Source organism: Sphingomonas pseudosanguinis, assembly GCF_014196255.1.
Lineage (GTDB): Bacteria > Pseudomonadota > Alphaproteobacteria > Sphingomonadales > Sphingomonadaceae > Sphingomonas > Sphingomonas pseudosanguinis.
Genome location: NZ_JACIDH010000002.1, coordinates 335293 through 351155, shown reverse-complemented (window position 1 = coordinate 351155; position 15863 = coordinate 335293). Strand labels below are relative to the sequence as shown.

Annotated in this window: 12 protein-coding genes; 6 read left to right on the top strand and 6 right to left on the bottom strand. The window is 66.9% G+C overall.

Annotated features, from left to right (window positions below; genetic code table 11):
- Positions 1-5: 5 nt before the first annotated feature.
- Positions 6-1118 carry a DNA polymerase IV gene (dinB, locus tag GGR48_RS05720; protein ID WP_183950912.1) on the bottom strand — a complete coding sequence of 371 codons (1113 nt, stop codon included), beginning with the start codon at positions 1116-1118 and terminating at the stop codon, positions 6-8.
- A gap of 238 nt (positions 1119-1356) precedes the next feature.
- Here dinB and GGR48_RS05715 point away from each other — a divergent pair, with 238 nt between their 5' ends.
- Positions 1357-4359, top strand: a complete 3003-nt coding sequence (locus GGR48_RS05715) for a ligand-binding sensor domain-containing diguanylate cyclase (protein ID WP_206362453.1) — start codon at positions 1357-1359, stop codon at positions 4357-4359.
- Positions 4360-4398: 39 nt separating this feature from the next.
- Positions 4399-4614, top strand: a complete 216-nt coding sequence (locus GGR48_RS05710; RefSeq protein WP_240455968.1) for a DUF5818 domain-containing protein — start codon at positions 4399-4401, stop codon at positions 4612-4614.
- A 7-nt stretch (positions 4615-4621) separates the two neighbouring features.
- Here GGR48_RS05710 and GGR48_RS05705 read toward each other — a convergent pair whose 3' ends face one another.
- Both GGR48_RS05705 and GGR48_RS05700 read right to left on the bottom strand, forming a co-directional pair.
- On the bottom strand, positions 4622-5560 hold the full coding sequence (locus GGR48_RS05705; RefSeq protein WP_183950910.1) for a DUF808 domain-containing protein: 939 nt from the start codon (positions 5558-5560) through the stop codon (positions 4622-4624).
- An 81-nt stretch (positions 5561-5641) separates the two neighbouring features.
- Positions 5642-6514 (bottom strand): LysR family transcriptional regulator, encoded by an 873-nt coding sequence (locus tag GGR48_RS05700; RefSeq protein WP_183950909.1) that lies wholly within the window; start codon positions 6512-6514, stop codon positions 5642-5644.
- Between the two features lie 95 nt (positions 6515-6609).
- Here GGR48_RS05700 and GGR48_RS05695 point away from each other — a divergent pair, with 95 nt between their 5' ends.
- Genes GGR48_RS05695 through GGR48_RS05680 form a run of 4 tightly spaced genes read left to right on the top strand, consistent with a single transcriptional unit; the run spans position 6610 to position 11326 of the window.
- Positions 6610-8715, top strand: coding sequence for a malate synthase G (locus GGR48_RS05695; RefSeq protein WP_183950908.1), 2106 nt, complete (start codon positions 6610-6612; stop codon positions 8713-8715).
- A complete protein-coding gene (locus tag GGR48_RS05690; protein ID WP_183950907.1) occupies positions 8715-9284 on the top strand; it encodes a gamma carbonic anhydrase family protein in 570 nt (189 codons plus the stop codon). The genes GGR48_RS05695 and GGR48_RS05690 overlap by 1 nt, the downstream gene beginning before the upstream one ends.
- Before the next feature lie 9 nt (positions 9285-9293).
- Positions 9294-10004 (top strand): response regulator, encoded by a 711-nt coding sequence (locus tag GGR48_RS05685; RefSeq protein ID WP_183950906.1) that lies wholly within the window; start codon positions 9294-9296, stop codon positions 10002-10004.
- Entirely contained in the window at positions 10001-11326 is a 1326-nt protein-coding gene (locus tag GGR48_RS05680) for an ATP-binding protein (RefSeq protein WP_183950905.1), read from the top strand. The genes GGR48_RS05685 and GGR48_RS05680 overlap by 4 nt, the downstream gene beginning before the upstream one ends.
- Positions 11327-11683: 357 nt before the next feature.
- Here GGR48_RS05680 and GGR48_RS05675 read toward each other — a convergent pair whose 3' ends face one another.
- From GGR48_RS05675 to GGR48_RS05665, 3 genes are all read right to left on the bottom strand, one after another.
- Positions 11684-14803, bottom strand: coding sequence for a response regulator (locus GGR48_RS05675; protein ID WP_240455969.1), 3120 nt, complete (start codon positions 14801-14803; stop codon positions 11684-11686).
- Between the two features lie 86 nt (positions 14804-14889).
- Complete coding sequence (locus GGR48_RS05670; RefSeq protein WP_183950904.1) at positions 14890-15516, bottom strand: retropepsin-like aspartic protease family protein; 627 nt, start codon at positions 15514-15516, stop codon at positions 14890-14892.
- A 90-nt stretch (positions 15517-15606) separates the two neighbouring features.
- The gene (locus GGR48_RS05665) at positions 15607-15795 is read right to left on the bottom strand and encodes a hypothetical protein (protein ID WP_183950903.1); all 189 of its coding nucleotides are present in this window, start codon (positions 15793-15795) and stop codon (positions 15607-15609) included.
- Between the last annotated feature and the right edge of the window lie 68 nt (positions 15796-15863).

Sequence of the window (15863 nt, the reverse complement as noted above, 5' to 3'; positions counted from 1 at the left end):
GTCCGTCACAACGGCAATTCGGGCTGGACCGGAATGCAGACGGTGTCCCCGTCTTCGGCTTGGGACATGCTGAGACCCGACAGCGTCAGGCCCAGCAAGCGGACGCCGCCATCGATCGGCAGTTGCTGGTCAAGCAGCGCCATGCCCATCGCCAGGAACTCCGCGCGATCGGTGATGCCTTGCGTCGAGGACCGCGCGCGGGTGATCGTCCGAAAGTCGCTATAGCGTAGTTTCAGGGTCACCGTCCGCCCGGTCGCGCCGCTGCGCTCGATACGGGTCCAGGCCGCCTCCACGACCCTTTCCAGCGCGGCGTGAAGGGCCTCACGCGCCGACAGGTCGGTTTCGAAAGTACGCTCCGCGCCGACCGACTTGGCAATGCGATGCGCGCGAACAGGGCGATGATCGATACCGCGCGCCGCGCCGTAGAGATAATCGGCATAGCTGCCGAAATGGCGTTGCAGGAAGGTGAGCGACTGGTCGCGCAAGTCGGCCCCGGTCAGGATGCCCAGCGCCTCCATCTTGCGTGCGGTGACGGGGCCGACGCCGTGGAAGCGCTTGACCGGCAGGGCGGCGACGAAAGCGGCGCCGTGGTGCGGCGGGATGACGCAGATGCCGTTTGGCTTGTTCTGATCCGACGCCAGCTTGGCGATGAACTTGTTGTAGCTGACCCCGGCGGACGCCGTCAGCCCGGTTTCGGTCAGGATCGCCGCCCGGATCGCCTCGGCGATCGCGGTGGCCGACCCCAGCCTGTTGCGATCCTCGGTCACGTCAAGATAGGCCTCGTCGAGCGATAGCGGTTCGATCAGATCGGTGTGGCAGGCGAAGATCGCCCGGATCTGCTGGGATATGGCGCGATAGACGTCGAAGCGCGGCGGTACGAAGACCAGATCGGGGCATCGCCGCAGCGCGGTGACGGACGGCATCGCCGACCGCACGCCAAAGCCGCGCGCCTCATAGCTTGCCGCCGCGACCACCCCTCGCGCCCGCGACCCGCCGACGGCGACCGGACGACCGCGCAGCGCCGGATCATCCCGTTGCTCGACCGACGCATAGAAGGCGTCCATGTCGACATGGATGATCTTGCGGGTGGTCGAAGGCGTATCGTGTTCGTCGCTCAAAGGGGGCCGCGCTGTTTCGCTCTTCCGCCGCGTCAGAGGAAAAACGTCGTTAGGTTGCGGTATGATAGCCTGCACCGAAAGCAAGGGCCACCCAAAACCGGAACAAAAGAAAAACGCGCGTCGATGTTACCGGTCTCAGGCATTAACCCACTTTTATGCATCATGCTGCTACGACGTGTCTCGGGATGACGGCATGACGTTATTGAGATCCGTGGGCGCGGCCGCCCTGCTTCTGATCATGGCGACGATGCCTTGGGCGAGCGCCGGGGCCGCCGACCCATGGGCGGCGTGGCGTTCGGCCTCCTTTACCAATCTTGGCGATGCCATGGGCTTGCCGCATGTCACCACGACCGCGATCGTCCGCGCCAAGGATGGGACGATGTGGATCGGCACGCGTGGCGGCCTGACCCGCTATGACGGGCAGCGTGTCCGTACCTTCAAACAGGTCGCGACCGACCGCCGGAGCCTGCCCGACAATTATGTCCGGGCACTGCTGGCGCTCGACGATGGCGGTATTCTGATCGGTACGAATGTCGGTGGCGTCGCGCGATTCGATCCCGCCACGGGGCGTTTCGTCCGGTTGAGCCCGTCGTCCGGGCATATCGGTGGCCGCATCTCCAGCCTCGCGCCCGACGGAGCGGGGGGTGCCTTCATCGCATCGGATGAGGGCGTTCATCATTATGTGCGGTCGAAAGACATGATCGACCCCATGACCGCCAGTGTGATCCCACTGGAGGGGAGCAGTCGCCGGCAGGGCGCGTTCGCCGTGCATCGCGATCCGGACGGCACCTTGTGGGCGGGCTGCGAGCAGGGGCTTTGGGCCATGCGGCCGGGGACGCGGCGGTTCGAGCGGATGTTCGTCAACGCGACGCATTCGGTGGGCGACGTCTGGTCGATCCTGCGCGACCGCAAGGGACGGCTGTGGGTCGGCACCGGCTCGAAGGGCGTCTATGTGTCGACCACGCGGGGGCCGCGCCCACAATTCGTCCAGCTTGCGTCGCTGGCGGAGTCCGCGCCGCTGATCGCGCATCGCACCATTCGCGCGCTGATGGAGGACGATCATGGGCGTATCTGGATCGGAACCGATGGCGCGGGGATCGTGCTGGTCGATCCGGCGCGCAACTTCTTCGCCAGCGCGCTTCGCCGGGTGGCGGCCAATCCCACATCCTTGGCGGGCGATACGGTGCGCGCGCTGGCGCTCGACGGCAATGGCGGCATCTGGGCGGCGACCGAACTGGGTGCCTCGCGGACAAGGGGGCCGAACGACAATATCCTGCGGATCGGATCGGCCATGCCCCGACCCGAGATGGCGCTGGCCGACGACAATGTCCGCAGCATCCTGGTCGACCGCCGGGACCGGCTCTGGCTGGGCCTGAGCGATGGTTCGGTCGACCAGCTCGACCGGCAGGGGGAGCGGGTTCGTCACATCAAGCTGCACGGGCATCATGCCGGGCAGGACATCAAGGCGTTGCTCGACGCGCGTGACGGCACGATCCTGATCGGCGCGCGCGGCGTCATCGCCATCGATCCGCAAACGCTGGCGCAGCGCGACGTTCCCACCGCGCTGATCGAGGATCTGCCGGTCATTTCGCTGGGCGAGACGGCCACCGATCTGCTGATCGGCACCTATAAGGGGCTGTTCCTCCGCAATCGGGCCACGGGCGCGGTCCGACAGCTCCAGCATGAGGCGGCGAACCCCGATAGCCTGCCCAATAACGAGATCATCAACATCGTCCCCCTGTCGGACGACGATGTGCTGCTGGCAACCCCGGCGGGTATGGCCCGGCTGGACCTGCGAACGGGACGGGTGGTGACCTATGCGAACAATGTTCGCGACCCCTTCAGCCTGCCGCAAAACTATGTCGGTTCGATCATTCCGGACGGCCGGAACATCTGGGCCGCGACCTATGGCGGCGTGGCCTTCGGCCGGTCCCATGGAACGGGCTGGTACTTCCGGGCGCTGGCGGAGACGCAAGGCCTGGCCGGGGACAATGTCGCGTCGCTGGCGCTCGACGATCGCAGGCGGCTATGGGCCGCCGGGGCCGGGGGCATCTCGGTCATCGATCCGCGTCAGCGCTCGATCCACGTCATGAGCCGGCGCGACGGGCTGACCATCAACGCCTTCAACCAGCGTGCGGCGGCGCGCACCGCCGATGGTTCGCTGCTCTTCGGGTCGCCCGACGGGCTGATCATCCTGAACCCGAATGCCTTGCTCGCACGGCGTCATGACGCGGAAGCCGGGCGGTTGATCGTCAGCGAAGCCGAGATCGACGGGCAGGCCATGCCGATCGACTCGGCCGCGCGGCAGCCGGTGCTCGACCTGGAGCGCGAAGGGCGCACCCTGCGGCTTGGTTTCTCGCTGACCGATTATGACGCGCCCGAGGAAATCCGGTACAGCCATTGGCTGGAAGGGTTCGACCGGGGGTGGATGATCGTGCCGGCGGGGACCCCGGCCAGCGCGACCTATACGAATTTGCCGGCGGGCGAATATTGGCTGCGGCTGCGCGCGCAGGTGCCGGGCCTTGCGGCGCAGACGGTGACCCACCGGGTGCGCATCATGGTGGCACCCCAATGGTACGAGACGTGGCCGGCGCGAATCCTGGGGGCGTTGCTGGCGGCGCTGGCGCTGGGCGGTGCCTTCTGGCTGGTCACCGCCGTCGTCCGGCGGCGTGCGCGCGTGCTGGAGGCGATGGTCGAGCGGCGGACCAGCGAGTTGCGCGACGCCAATGCGCAGCTCGATCGGCTGGCCAGCACCGATCCGCTGACCAGCCTCGACAACCGCCGGACCTTGATGGCGACGATCGACGCGGCCGTCATGCGGGCGCGGGATAGGGGCGAGGCGTTCGTCTTCGCGCTGCTCGACGTCGATCATTTCAAGCGGGTCAACGACGATTATGGTCATGGTGCCGGCGACGCGGTGCTGGTCGCGATCGCCGCCGCCATTCGCGGCGGGGTCCGGTTGCAGGATGTCGTGGCCCGCTATGGCGGCGAGGAGATCGCGATCCTGTTTCCCCGCACGACGAAGGGCGAGGCACTGGGGATCGTCGAGCGCGTTCGTCAGATGATCGCATCGTCCCCGATCATGGCGGACGGCCAGTCGATCGCGGTGACGCTAAGCGCGGGCGTCGCGGCCTGGCGATCGGATGAAGAGATCGCGCGGATGATCCGGCGCGCGGACGAGGCGTTGTACCGGGCGAAGCGCAACGGCCGGAACCAGGTGGAGCCGGCTCATGGTGATTGAGCGGTGGAACCCCGGTGCGATGCGTGCCGTTGCCTCGGCATGACCGACTGTCCGCCCGAGCCGATGACGCCCTTGACCTTTACGGGGCGGCTGATCCGCCGTGACGGTGCCTTCATCCTACAGCGGGATGAGGGCGGAACGGTCGAATTGCGATTGCCGCGCGTGCCCGTCGATCATGTCGGCAAATCCGTTGCGGTGACCGGGCGCATGATCGCGCCCGATCTGTTCGAAGCCGATGGCGTGCGGGGCGTTTGACCGCGGCTCAGTGCGCCGCCTTGCGCCCCGGCAGGACATGGAGGACACCGACGATCACTGCCCCGATGATCAGTCCGACGATCGCCGCGCCGATCGCGCCGACGATCCAGTTCACGGCACCGGCGGCGAAGGGCAGCGCCTCGGCCGCGTGATGCGCGGTGTCGTGGATCAGATGGGGCAGGGTGGTCAGCCCGAACTCCTCCATCCCGTGCACGATGATGCCGCCGCCGACCCAGACCATCGCGGCCGTGCCGACGACCGCTAGGACGCGCAGCAGAACCGGCATCGCCTTGACCAGCCCGCGCCCGGCCGCCTGGGCGACGCTGTTGCCGCGCTGCGCGAGATGCAGGCCGATATCGTCCATCTTCACGATCGCGGCAACCAGTCCATAGACACCCACCGTGATCGCGATGCCGACCAGCGCCAGCGCGATCGCCTGGGTCCAGATCGACATATCGGGCAGCTCGGACAGCGCGATCGCCATGATCTCGGCCGACAGGATCAGGTCGGTCCGGATCGCGCCCGACACCTGCCGATCCTCCAGCGTCTTGGGATCGGTAACGGCGGTTTCCTCTTCCGCACCATGCCCGCCCATGAGCGTCTCGACGATCTTCTCGCTCGCCTCATAGCACAGAAAGGCGCCGCCCAGCATCAGGATCGGCGTGATCGCCCAGGGCGCGAAGGCGCTGAGCAGCAGCGCGGCGGGCAGCAGGAACAGCAGCTTGTTGCGGAGCGACCCCAGCGCGATCTTGCCGATGATCGGCAGTTCGCGTTGCGGCGCGAGGCCGACGACATAGCGCGGCGTGACGGCCGTATCGTCGATGACGACGCCCGCCGCCTTCGCACCGGCCCGGGCCGAGGCCCCCGCGACATCGTCGAGCGACGCCGCCGCCAGCTTGGCGATCGCCGCCACATCGTCCAGCAACGCAACCAAACCCCCTGCCATTCGAATGCCCTGCTATTTCTGTTGAACTCCGCCCTGCCTAGAAGCTGTCGCCCATGGATGCACGGAAAAATGACGGACCCGTCATGTCATCCAGGCCGCATCCCTCCATGCCTCGGCCAGATGGGCTATCAGGGCGGGGACGGCGGCCGGCGCGCGGGCGGGGGCGTGAAGCCCGATGATGCCGACCGCCACGGACCCCTCATAGCGCGGTAGCACCCGCACCAGCCGGCCATCCGCCAGCGCATCGGCCACGTCCCACAGCGACCGCAGCGCGATGCCGGCGCCGGCCAGCGCCATCTCCCGCACCACCTCGCTGGAATTGGTCTCGACCAGACTTTCCCCGGTTACCGTCGCGCCGGTCAACCGCCACGGCAACTGGCCCTTCGCCGCGAGCAGCCGGTGATCCGCGAGTGCCGCGATGCTGTCCGGCGTACCGGCCTTGGCGAGATAGGCCGGACTGGCGCACAACACGCGGCGATTGTCCGCGAACCGGTGCGCCGCCAAGCCGCCTGGCGGCGCGGCGGTGATCCGGATGGCCAGGTCGACCCGTTCGCCCATGACGTCGACGAAGTCGTCGGTCAGGTCCAGCGACAGGCGAACGGCCGGATAGCGTTCCAGAAAGCCGGGAAGATGGGGCGCGACCCACATCCGTCCGAATGACGTCGGCACGGTCACGCGAAACGGACCCGTTGGCCCGGCGGCGATCGGCGACACCCGCGCCTCCGCCGCCCGAAGACCGGCGATCAGCGGCGCGACCTCGGCGTGGAAGGCCGCCCCCGCCTCGGTCATGGTCAGCCGTCTGGTAGTGCGGTGAAGCAGCCGGACCCCCAGCCGCGCCTCGAGCCGCGCCATCCGCTTCGACACCATGGCGGGCGACAGCCGCCAGAGCCTGGCCCCGCCGGCCAGACTGCCGGCCTGCACCACATCGACGAACAGCGCGAGATCGGGGTCCATTCGTTCCTCCAGCGATCGACAGGTGTGCGATTATGCCATCTACCGATGCGACTGGCGATGCCCTATCCCGTCGTGAGGAGAATGGGAGAGTGGATATGATCGACCGTCACGGCCTGTCCGTTGCGCCTGCGCTGGTCCGTTTCCTGGAGGAGCGTGCCCTGCCGGGCAGCGGCGTGGACATTAATCGCTTCTGGGCGGGCATGGCCGATGTCTTGGCGCGTTTCGCTGCTGAAAACGCGGCGCTGCTCGCCCGGCGCGATGCGCTGCAGGCGCGGATCGACGACTGGTATCGCGCAGGCGGCGCGCAGGACGGCGCGGCGCAGCGGGCGTTCCTGACCGAGATCGGCTATCTGACGCCCGAGCCGGAACCCTTCACCATCGCGCCCGGATCGGTCGATGACGAAGTCGCGCGGCTGGCCGGGCCGCAGCTCGTCGTGCCCATGCTCAACGCCCGTTTCCTGCTGAACGCCGCCAATGCGCGCTGGGGCAGTCTGTACGATGCGCTCTACGGCACCGACGCGATCCTGCCGCCCGGCGATACGCGCGGCTATGACATGGAGCGCGGCGAGGCCGTCATCCGCTGGGCGCGCGATTTCCTCGACGATACGCTGCCCATTGCCGGCAGCTGGCATGACGTGACCGATGTCGAGGCGGCGGTCGCGACCCTGCGCGACCCCGACGCATTCCTGGGGCGCAGCGAGACCGGCCTGTTGTTTCGTCACCATGGGCTGCATATCGAGATTGTCGTCGACCGCAGCCATCCCATCGGTCGGACCGATCGGGCGGGCATCGCCGACATATCGCTCGAGTCCGCCTTGACCACCATCTGCGACCTGGAGGACTCGGTCGCGGCGGTGGATGCGGAGGACAAGATCGCGGGCTATGCCAATTGGCTGGGCCTGATCGACGGCACCTTGTCCGCCAGCTTCGACAAGGGCGGCCGGACACAGACCCGCACGTTGGCGGAGGATCGCCACTATACCGCACCGGATGGTACGGCCTTCACCTTGCCCGGTCGCAGCCTGTTGTTCGTCCGCAATGTCGGCCATCTGATGACGACCCCGGCCATCCGCATGCCGGATGGCCGCGAGGCGCCCGAGGGGATCGTCGACGCCATCGTCACCAGCCTGATCGCCCAGCGCGACGGACGCGACCGCGAACCGATGCGCAACGGCCGCACCGGGTCGATCTATATCGTCAAGCCCAAGATGCATGGGCCGGAGGAAGCCGATTTCGCCAATCGCCTGTTCGACGCGGTCGAGGATATGCTGGGCCTGACCCGGCACCGGATCAAGATCGGCGTCATGGACGAGGAGCGCCGGACCTCGGCCAATCTGGCGGCGTGCATTCATGCGGTGAAGGACCGGATCGTGTTCATCAACACCGGCTTCCTCGACCGCACCGGTGATGAGATCCACACCGCGATGCACGCCGGCCCGATGGTGCGCAAGGCCGATATGAAGGCCAGCGACTGGATCGCCGCCTATGAGGACCGCAATGTCCAGATCGGGCTGGCATGCGGCTTTGCCGGCCGGGCGCAGATCGGCAAGGGCATGTGGGCGGCGCCCGACCGGATGGCGGACATGCTGGCGCAAAAGGGCGCGCATCCCATGGCCGGCGCGTCGACCGCCTGGGTGCCGTCGCCCACCGCTGCCACGCTGCATGCGACCCATTACCACCGCATCGATGTCGCCGCACGCCAGCGGGCGCGGGCCAGCGAAGCCGTGGCGCCGCTCGAACGCCTGCTGACACCGCCGGTCGCGGCCTCGCGCGATTGGAGCGAGGCGGAGATCAGGGTCGAACTTGATAACAATGCCCAAGGGCTGCTCGGCTATGTCGTCCGCTGGATCGATCAGGGTATCGGCTGTTCGAAGGTGCCCGACATCCATGATGTCGGCCTGATGGAGGACCGCGCGACGCTGCGCATCTCGGCGCAGCATATGGCCAATTGGCTGCTCCACGGCGTCGTGACGGCGGAGGAGATCGATGCGGCACTGACCCGCATGGCCGCGAAGGTCGATGCGCAAAATGGCGACGACCCGCTCTACCGACCGATGAGCGGTTCGGGCAGAGACGGGCTGGCCTTCCAGGCGGCGCGCGCGCTGATCTTCGAGGGGGCGGTGCAGCCCAATGGCTATACCGAACCGCTGCTCCATCGCTATCGTCTGTCGGGCAAGACCGACCGAAGGGATGCCGCCTGATGCCACTCTACGCCCTGGACGACCGCCGACCGCAGATACACCCCAGCGCCTGGATCGCCCCATCGGCCGATGTCGTCGGCGAGGCGATCCTCGACGAGCAGGTCAGCCTGTGGTTCGGTGCGGTCGTGCGGGCGGACAATACGCCGATCCATATCGGCACGCGGAGCAATATTCAGGACGGAGCGGTGCTGCATTCCGATCCGGGCAGTCCGTTGACCATCGGCGCGGACTGCACCGTGGGACACCGCGCGGTTCTGCATGGCTGCACGATCGAGGAGGGGTGCCTGATCGGTATGGGCGCGACCATCCTGAACGATGCGGTGATCGGGGCGGGATCGCTGGTCGGCGCGGGCGCGCTGGTGACCGAGGGCAAGCGCTTCCCCCCGGGCAGCCTGATCGTCGGCGCGCCGGCAAAGGCGATCCGTACACTCGGTCCCGAAGACCGCGAACGCCTCCGCGGATCGGCGCTGGGCTATACCGAACGCGCCGGTCGCTATGCCGCCACGCTGCGGCGACTGGACGAGGATCGGTCCGGAACGGCCGTTGACGCCGGACGCGCACCTGCCTAGCCAGAGGGGGTGACGCCGCCAACCATCCTGATCGTCGAGGACGATCCCGCCCTTCGGACCCTGACCGCCCGCGCGCTCCAAGAGAACGGGTTCGCGGTCAAGCTCGCCAATGCCGCCCCCGAAATGTGGCAGGCGCTGGAGGTCGGGCAGATCGACCTGATCCTGCTCGACATCATGCTGCCGGGCACTAGCGGCATCGACCTGTGCCGGCAGGTGCGGCAGAAAAGCGCGGTTCCGATCATCTTCATCAGCGCCAAGGGCAGCGAGGTCGACCGGGTCGTCGGGCTGGAACTGGGCGCCGACGATTATCTGCCCAAGCCCTTCAGCACGCGCGAACTGGTGGCGCGCATCCGTGCCGTCCTGCGGCGGGGCGGGCTGGAGAATTCACCGGGCGAGCGCGAAGCGGGTATCCTCGGCTTTGACGGCTGGACCGCCAACCTGCCGCGTCGCGAACTGATGTCGCCGTCGGGTGCGCAGGTCGAGCTGACCGGTGCCGAGTTCGACCTGCTCGTCGCCTTTCTCGATAACGCCCAGCGCGTGGTGGCGCGCGAGCGGCTGATCGAGCTGTCGCGCGCCCGGATCGGCGACAGTTCGGACCGCAGCATCGACGTGCTGGTTAGCCGCCTGCGCCGCAAACTGTCGGGGGCGGGTGGCGCCGCGCCGATCGTGACGGTACGCGGCGTCGGCTATATGCTGAACGTGCCGGTCGAGCGCCGGTGATCCGTCCCTCGGTCGGTCTGCTGGGCCGGATCGTCGCGATCCTGTTGCTGGCGGTCACGATCGAATTCGCCGTCTCCACCTATCTCTACGAGCGCGCCAGCCATGTCTCGGTCCGCGACGACGAGGCGCGGCGGCTGGCCGAGCATCTGATCGTCGCACGGAGGGTGCTCAGCGAGCGTCCGCCGTCCGAGCGGGTCGAAGTCGCGGAGGAACTGACCACCGATCGCTATATCGTCAGCTGGTCGGCCGAGACGCCGCCGCTGCCTCCGATCGCACCGGCAATGGCCGGCATGCGCCGGCAGATCATCGATTGGGAACCGACTCTCGCCCGAAACGACATCCATCTGCGGCTGACGTCGCCCGGGCGGACCTCCGTCGTGACCGGCGACCTGCGGCTGGAGGATGGGTCGATCCTCATCTTCCGGATGCGCGAAGGGGTGCGTACGCTCGATCTGGCGCTGGGCCGGGTGCTGCTCGCGCTGATCCCGGCGATCGCGCTGATGCTGCTCAGCGGCGCGCTCATCGGCCGTATCCTCCATCCGCTGCGGATGCTGGCGCGGGCCGCCGACAAGCTGGGGCGCGGGCAGGGCGGGCAGGGGGCGCTGATCGTGCCCGAACGCGGGCCGGGCGAGGTTCGCCATGTGACGCGCGCGTTCAACCGGATGCAGGCACGGATCGGCCGGCTGATCGACGAACAGACCCGGGCGCTGGCGGCGGTGGGCCATGACCTGCGCACGCCGCTCGCCCGCCTGCGCCTGCGCGCCGATGCGATCGCGCAGGAGGATGTGCGCGAGGCGATCGGCAACGACATCGAGGAAATGGAGGCGATGGTCGCCTCGCTGCTCGCTTTTCTGGGCGGGGAGGGGGATGTCGAACAGCCCGAGCTGACCGATCTCGCCATCCTGTGCGCCAATCTGGCGGACGATGCGACCGATCATGGTCGCGATGTCCGCTATATCGGGCCGGATCATTTCGACTGCCGCCTGCGTCGGTTCGGGATGAAGCGGGCGCTGACCAATCTGGTCGAGAATGCGCTTCATTATGGCGAGCGGGCCGTCATCACCCTGGCGGCTGATGGCGCGGACGGGGTTCACATCCGCGTCGAGGATGACGGCCCCGGCATCCCCGAGGATTCGCTCGAACTGGTGCTCGAACCCTTCGTCCGGCTGGATGCGGCGCGAAGCCGGGATACGGTGGGCTTTGGTCTGGGGCTGTCGATCGTGTCGCGCGTGGTCGCGGCCGAGGGAGGGCAGTTGAAGCTGTCCAACCGGCCGGAAGGGGGGCTGTGCGCCGAAATCACCCTTCCCAACTGTCGGACATGATTTGTCACGCAGTCGCTGCACGGCAGCAAAGATCGTCATCTATATCGTTGGTTGAGACGGGAAAGGTTTCTCCCACGGCCCTCTGAACGAGTGCCACCGGGAAACGCCCTACCGCCCCATCTTCAATGCCGATCGGCCGGACGTCGTCGCCCGGCCGACCCCATTCGGGAGATAGACCGATGACGATGGAGTTCGATTTGTCCGCTCTGGAATTGCAGGGTGCCTTGCTGGTCCTGGCGGTGATCATCACCTTCGCCGCCATCGAGGGCTGGAAGGCCCGCTAACCGCTTTCGTTCCGGGACCCGCTGCCGAACCCCTCCGGCATGGTCCCGTTCGAAAGGAGCAGGCGGTCCGGCCTTATGGCTGGATCGCCTGTTCCGATACCTGCAGACGTCCCTGCACCGCATTGACCAGCTGCGCCGCCGAATAGGGCTTGGTCAGCAGCGCGGCATCCATATCCGCCGCATCGGCCGCCATGCCGCCATCCCCCGTCGCGAACACGATCGAGAGCCCCGGCCGCAGCTGTCGCGCCCGTCCGGCGAGTTCGACACCCGACTCGCCCGGCAGATTGATATCGGTCACCAGCACGTCGATCTGCGCGGTCTGAAGCGCGGTCATCGCCTCTTCGGCGGTCACCGCATGGACCACGACGAAGCCGGCATCCTGCAACGTCTCCGCCGTGTTGGCGCGGATCAGATCGTCGTCCTCGACCAGCAGGATCGTCCGGCCATCATGCAAAGGTTGCGCGACCGTCACCGGCTGGGTCGGCTCGGACGGCAAAGGGCGCGATGTCGAGGCGATATTCTCGGTCGACATCCGCCGTTGCCGCTGATTGGCCAGCACATGACGGAATTTCCGTGCCAGCGCCTCGCGTGTATAGGGCTTGGACAACAGCTCGACACCCTTGTCGAGCCGGCCGCCATGGACGATCGAGTTCTCGGTATAGCCCGAGGTGAACAGCACCGCGATGTCGGGCAGTCGCTCCCGCGCCTTGCGCGCCAGCTCCGGGCTCTTCAGCGTGCCGGGCATAACGACATCGGTGAACAGCATGTCGATCGGGATACCGCTTTCAATGACGTTGAGCGCACTTTGCGCGTCAACCGCCTTCAACACGCGGTAGCCCAGATCGGACAGCAGCTCGACCACGGTTGCGCGAACCTCGGCATCGTCCTCGACCACCAACACGGTTTCGGTGCCGCCGGAAATCGGGCCGGTATCGACCGCGACCTCGACATCCTCGGCTTCCAGCGCGCGGGGCAGGTACAGCTTGATCGTCGTGCCGTGATCGACCTCGGAATAGATCTTCACATGGCCGCCCGACTGTTTGACGAAACCATAGACCATCGACAGGCCAAGACCCGATCCCTTGCCCTCGCTCTTGGTCGAGAAGAAGGGCTCGAAGACCTTTTCGATGATCTCGGGACTCATGCCCGAACCCGTGTCGGACACGGCCAGCATGACATATTGGCCCGCCGCCACCTCTTCATGGGTGCGCGCATATTCGTCGTCGAGATGCGCGTTGCCCAGCTCGATGGTCAGCTTGCCCTGACCGTTCATCGCGTCGCGCGCGTTGATGGCCAGGTTCAGCAGCGCATTCTCGATCTGCGCGGGATCGATGAAGGTGTTCCACAGGCCACCGCCGACGATCGTCTCGATCTCGACGCCCTCGCCGATTGCGCGGCGCAGCATATCGTCCATGCCCTGGACGAAGCGGGTGACGTTGACGACCTTGGGCTCCAGCGCCTGACGCCGACCGAAGGCGAGCAGCTGGGCGGCCAGCTTCGACCCGCGCGACACGCCCGCCATGGCATTGGCGACGCGCTGCTCCGCGCGCTGATTGCCCGCCACGTCCTTGCCCAGCAGCTGGAGATTGCCCGACACGACCTGCAGCAGATTGTTGAAATCATGCGCGACGCCGCCGGTCAGCTTGCCGATCGTCTCCATCTTCTGCGCCTGCGCCAAGGCGCGCTCGGCCTGACGGCGTTCGTTGATCTCCTCGATGACGCGGTTTTCCAGCGTCTCGTTCAGCTGGCGGAGCTGGGCCTCGGCCCGCTCGCGGTGGCGGACCTGGCGGGCCAGAACGTCGGCCTGGTCGCGCAGCGCCTGTTCGGCGGCACGCTGTTCGGTGATGTCGGTATGGACGCCGACCCATTCGATCAGCTCGCCGTCCTGCCCGAGGATCGGCAGCCCTCGAATGGCGAAGGTGCGCCACTCGCCATCATGGCGGCGGACGCGATGCTCGTGGATGAACATCGACTTGGCCGCGACCGCCGCGTTCCAGGCCACGACCGAGGCTTCGGTGTCGTCGGGATGGACCGCGTTCGACCAGCCGAAACCCTGATACTCATCGTAGCTCTGGCCGGTGATGGCGGCCCAGCCGGGTTGTTCCCCGACCATGCGGCCATCGGCGCTGTTGGTCCACAACACGCCGTGCACCGCGTCCATGGCGGTACGGAAGCGACGGTTGCTGCGCTCGACCTCCTCGGCATGGCGCATCCGGTCATCGACATCGAAGACCAGGATGTGGAAGCCGATGATCTCACCGCTTTCATCCTGGCGCGGGATATAGCGTGTTTCGGCCCGGCGGCTGGTGCCGTCGCGATGCTGCAGGCTGACGTCGGCCACCACGGTTTCACCGGCCAGCGCGCGGTCGATCAGCGGCCTGCGCTCAGCGTAGTCGGACTCGGTTAGGACGTCGCTGATCCGGCAGCCCAGGATCGACTGCGGGTCGATGCCCAGGAATTCGCGATAATAGTCGTTGGCGAACCGGTATCGCTCCTCGCGATCGACGAACGCCACCAGCACGGGCAGCGAGTCGGTGATCACCCGCAGCTCGGCCTCGCTCTTGGCCAGCCGCCGCTCGGCCGCGACCCGGCCGGTATTCTCGACGACGGTGCACATCACGCCGCCAACGCCGCCGCGATCGAGGTAGATGGGGGTGTAGTAGAGGTCGAACACGACCTCCTGCTGCTGGCCCGCACGCGTGACGAGCAGGGGCTGATCGCGATAGGCGATGTCCTCACCGGCGAAACCTCGCTCCAGGATGCTGCGGTTCCAGTCCCAGATTTCGGGCCACACCTGGGGCACCAGACCGCCAAAGGCGGCCGGATGACGCTCACCGGCGATGGCGCGGTAGGCGTCGTTGTAGATCATCACATGATCCGGTCCCCACATCAGGACCTTGGCGATCGGCGAATGGACGATGTTGGCGACGGTGGTGCGCAGCGGCGAGCACCAGCCGTCGGTCGGGCCGAGCGAGGTCCGGGACCAGTCGAAATCCCGCACGCGATGGCCGCATTCGCCGCCGCCGACCAGCCAATGCTCGGCGGTCAGCGCGGCACCCTCGTCGCGCAGCCGTTCCAGCGCGGCGACGACCATCGCCTGCTCATCGGGATAGCGGCCATCTTCGAGGGCCTGGGCGACATATCGGTCGAGCTGCGCGGGAAGCGACAGCATTCGCGACAGGGGAGTGCTCATGGGTTGACGCATGGGTAAGCTATACCATCAAGTCAATTGCTCATTCATTGATACGTCTCGAATTGCGCCGGGTTTCCACAACTTCTTCAGCTCTGCGCATTCTCCGCCTTGGGGTGATGCGGCTCCAGGATCAGCGTCCGCCCCTCGACTCGCCAGCTTTTGAGGCGGGAGAGGAAGTTCATGCCTAATATGTCAGTCTCACCGAATGCGGGTGAGACGACGACGGGCAGATCGTACGCGCGGATGGTACCCAGCTTGAGCGTCTCGACCCTGGCGGTCTGTGCCCGGACCATGCCGTTGGCGGTGTTGAGGACGACCGGCATGACCGGCGTGCGCGGATCGAGGCCCGCCGCCTGCGCGCTGCCGACGGACAGCGCGGTCAGCGTCGCGCCGCTATCGACCAGCATCCGGCGGGTGACGCCGTCGACCGACACGCGCGCCCAGAAATGGCCGTCGGGCGACATGCGGATGCGCACCGTGTCGCCGACGACATTCTGATCCTGCAAATTCAGGACCTGCATCGCGCGCTGGATATAGGGATCGAACTGTTCGCGCTGATGGACGAGGCTCAGGACGAGTCCGCCCAGCACGACCCAGGTCACGATGCTGATCGCCACCCGCAAGACGGGTACGCGCCGCGCGACGATGCCGGCGACGATGATCGCCGCCACAAGAATCAGCAGGGGCGTGGGAATGCCGGACACGGCGGACATGGAAAGCGTCATCCTCTCGCGCCACCCGGAAAACGGATGGCAGGCCAGAGCTTTACCGCCGGCAATATTTACCCATGCTGACCAGGGGGATCAGGCCTGCTCGGTCCGTCCCAATTCCGCGGCGGAGAATTTGCGGCCGCCATACCAGCGCCGAAAACTTCCATCGGGCTGACGGAAATAGCGATTGCCTTCATATTGAACAGGCGCGCCCAGCGAGCGATAGGCCGCCCAAACGCCGTAGACCATGGCGATGATCGCCAGGACCTTGATCCACTCCATCGACTCGTCCCCTTTTTATTGTGAAGACGAGGCTCGCGAGAATTTCATCGCAGTTCAAGAAAATTAGG

Bases quoted from the DNA above. Each gene is read 5' to 3' on its own strand.
- GGR48_RS05715 (WP_206362453.1), top strand. From the start codon at position 1,357: ATGGCGACGATGCCTTGGGCGAGCGCCGGGGCCGCCGACCCATGGGCG.
- GGR48_RS05710 (WP_240455968.1), top strand. From the start codon at position 4,399: ATGACCGACTGTCCGCCCGAGCCGATGACGCCCTTGACCTTTACGGGG.
- GGR48_RS05705 (WP_183950910.1), bottom strand. From the start codon at position 5,560: ATGGCAGGGGGTTTGGTTGCGTTGCTGGACGATGTGGCGGCGATCGCC.
- GGR48_RS05700 (WP_183950909.1), bottom strand. From the start codon at position 6,514: ATGGACCCCGATCTCGCGCTGTTCGTCGATGTGGTGCAGGCCGGCAGT.
- GGR48_RS05695 (WP_183950908.1), top strand. From the start codon at position 6,610: ATGATCGACCGTCACGGCCTGTCCGTTGCGCCTGCGCTGGTCCGTTTC.
- GGR48_RS05690 (WP_183950907.1), top strand. From the start codon at position 8,715: ATGCCACTCTACGCCCTGGACGACCGCCGACCGCAGATACACCCCAGC.
- GGR48_RS05675 (WP_240455969.1), bottom strand. From the start codon at position 14,803: ATGAGCACTCCCCTGTCGCGAATGCTGTCGCTTCCCGCGCAGCTCGAC.
- GGR48_RS05670 (WP_183950904.1), bottom strand. From the start codon at position 15,516: ATGTCCGCCGTGTCCGGCATTCCCACGCCCCTGCTGATTCTTGTGGCG.
- GGR48_RS05665 (WP_183950903.1), bottom strand. From the start codon at position 15,795: ATGGAGTGGATCAAGGTCCTGGCGATCATCGCCATGGTCTACGGCGTT.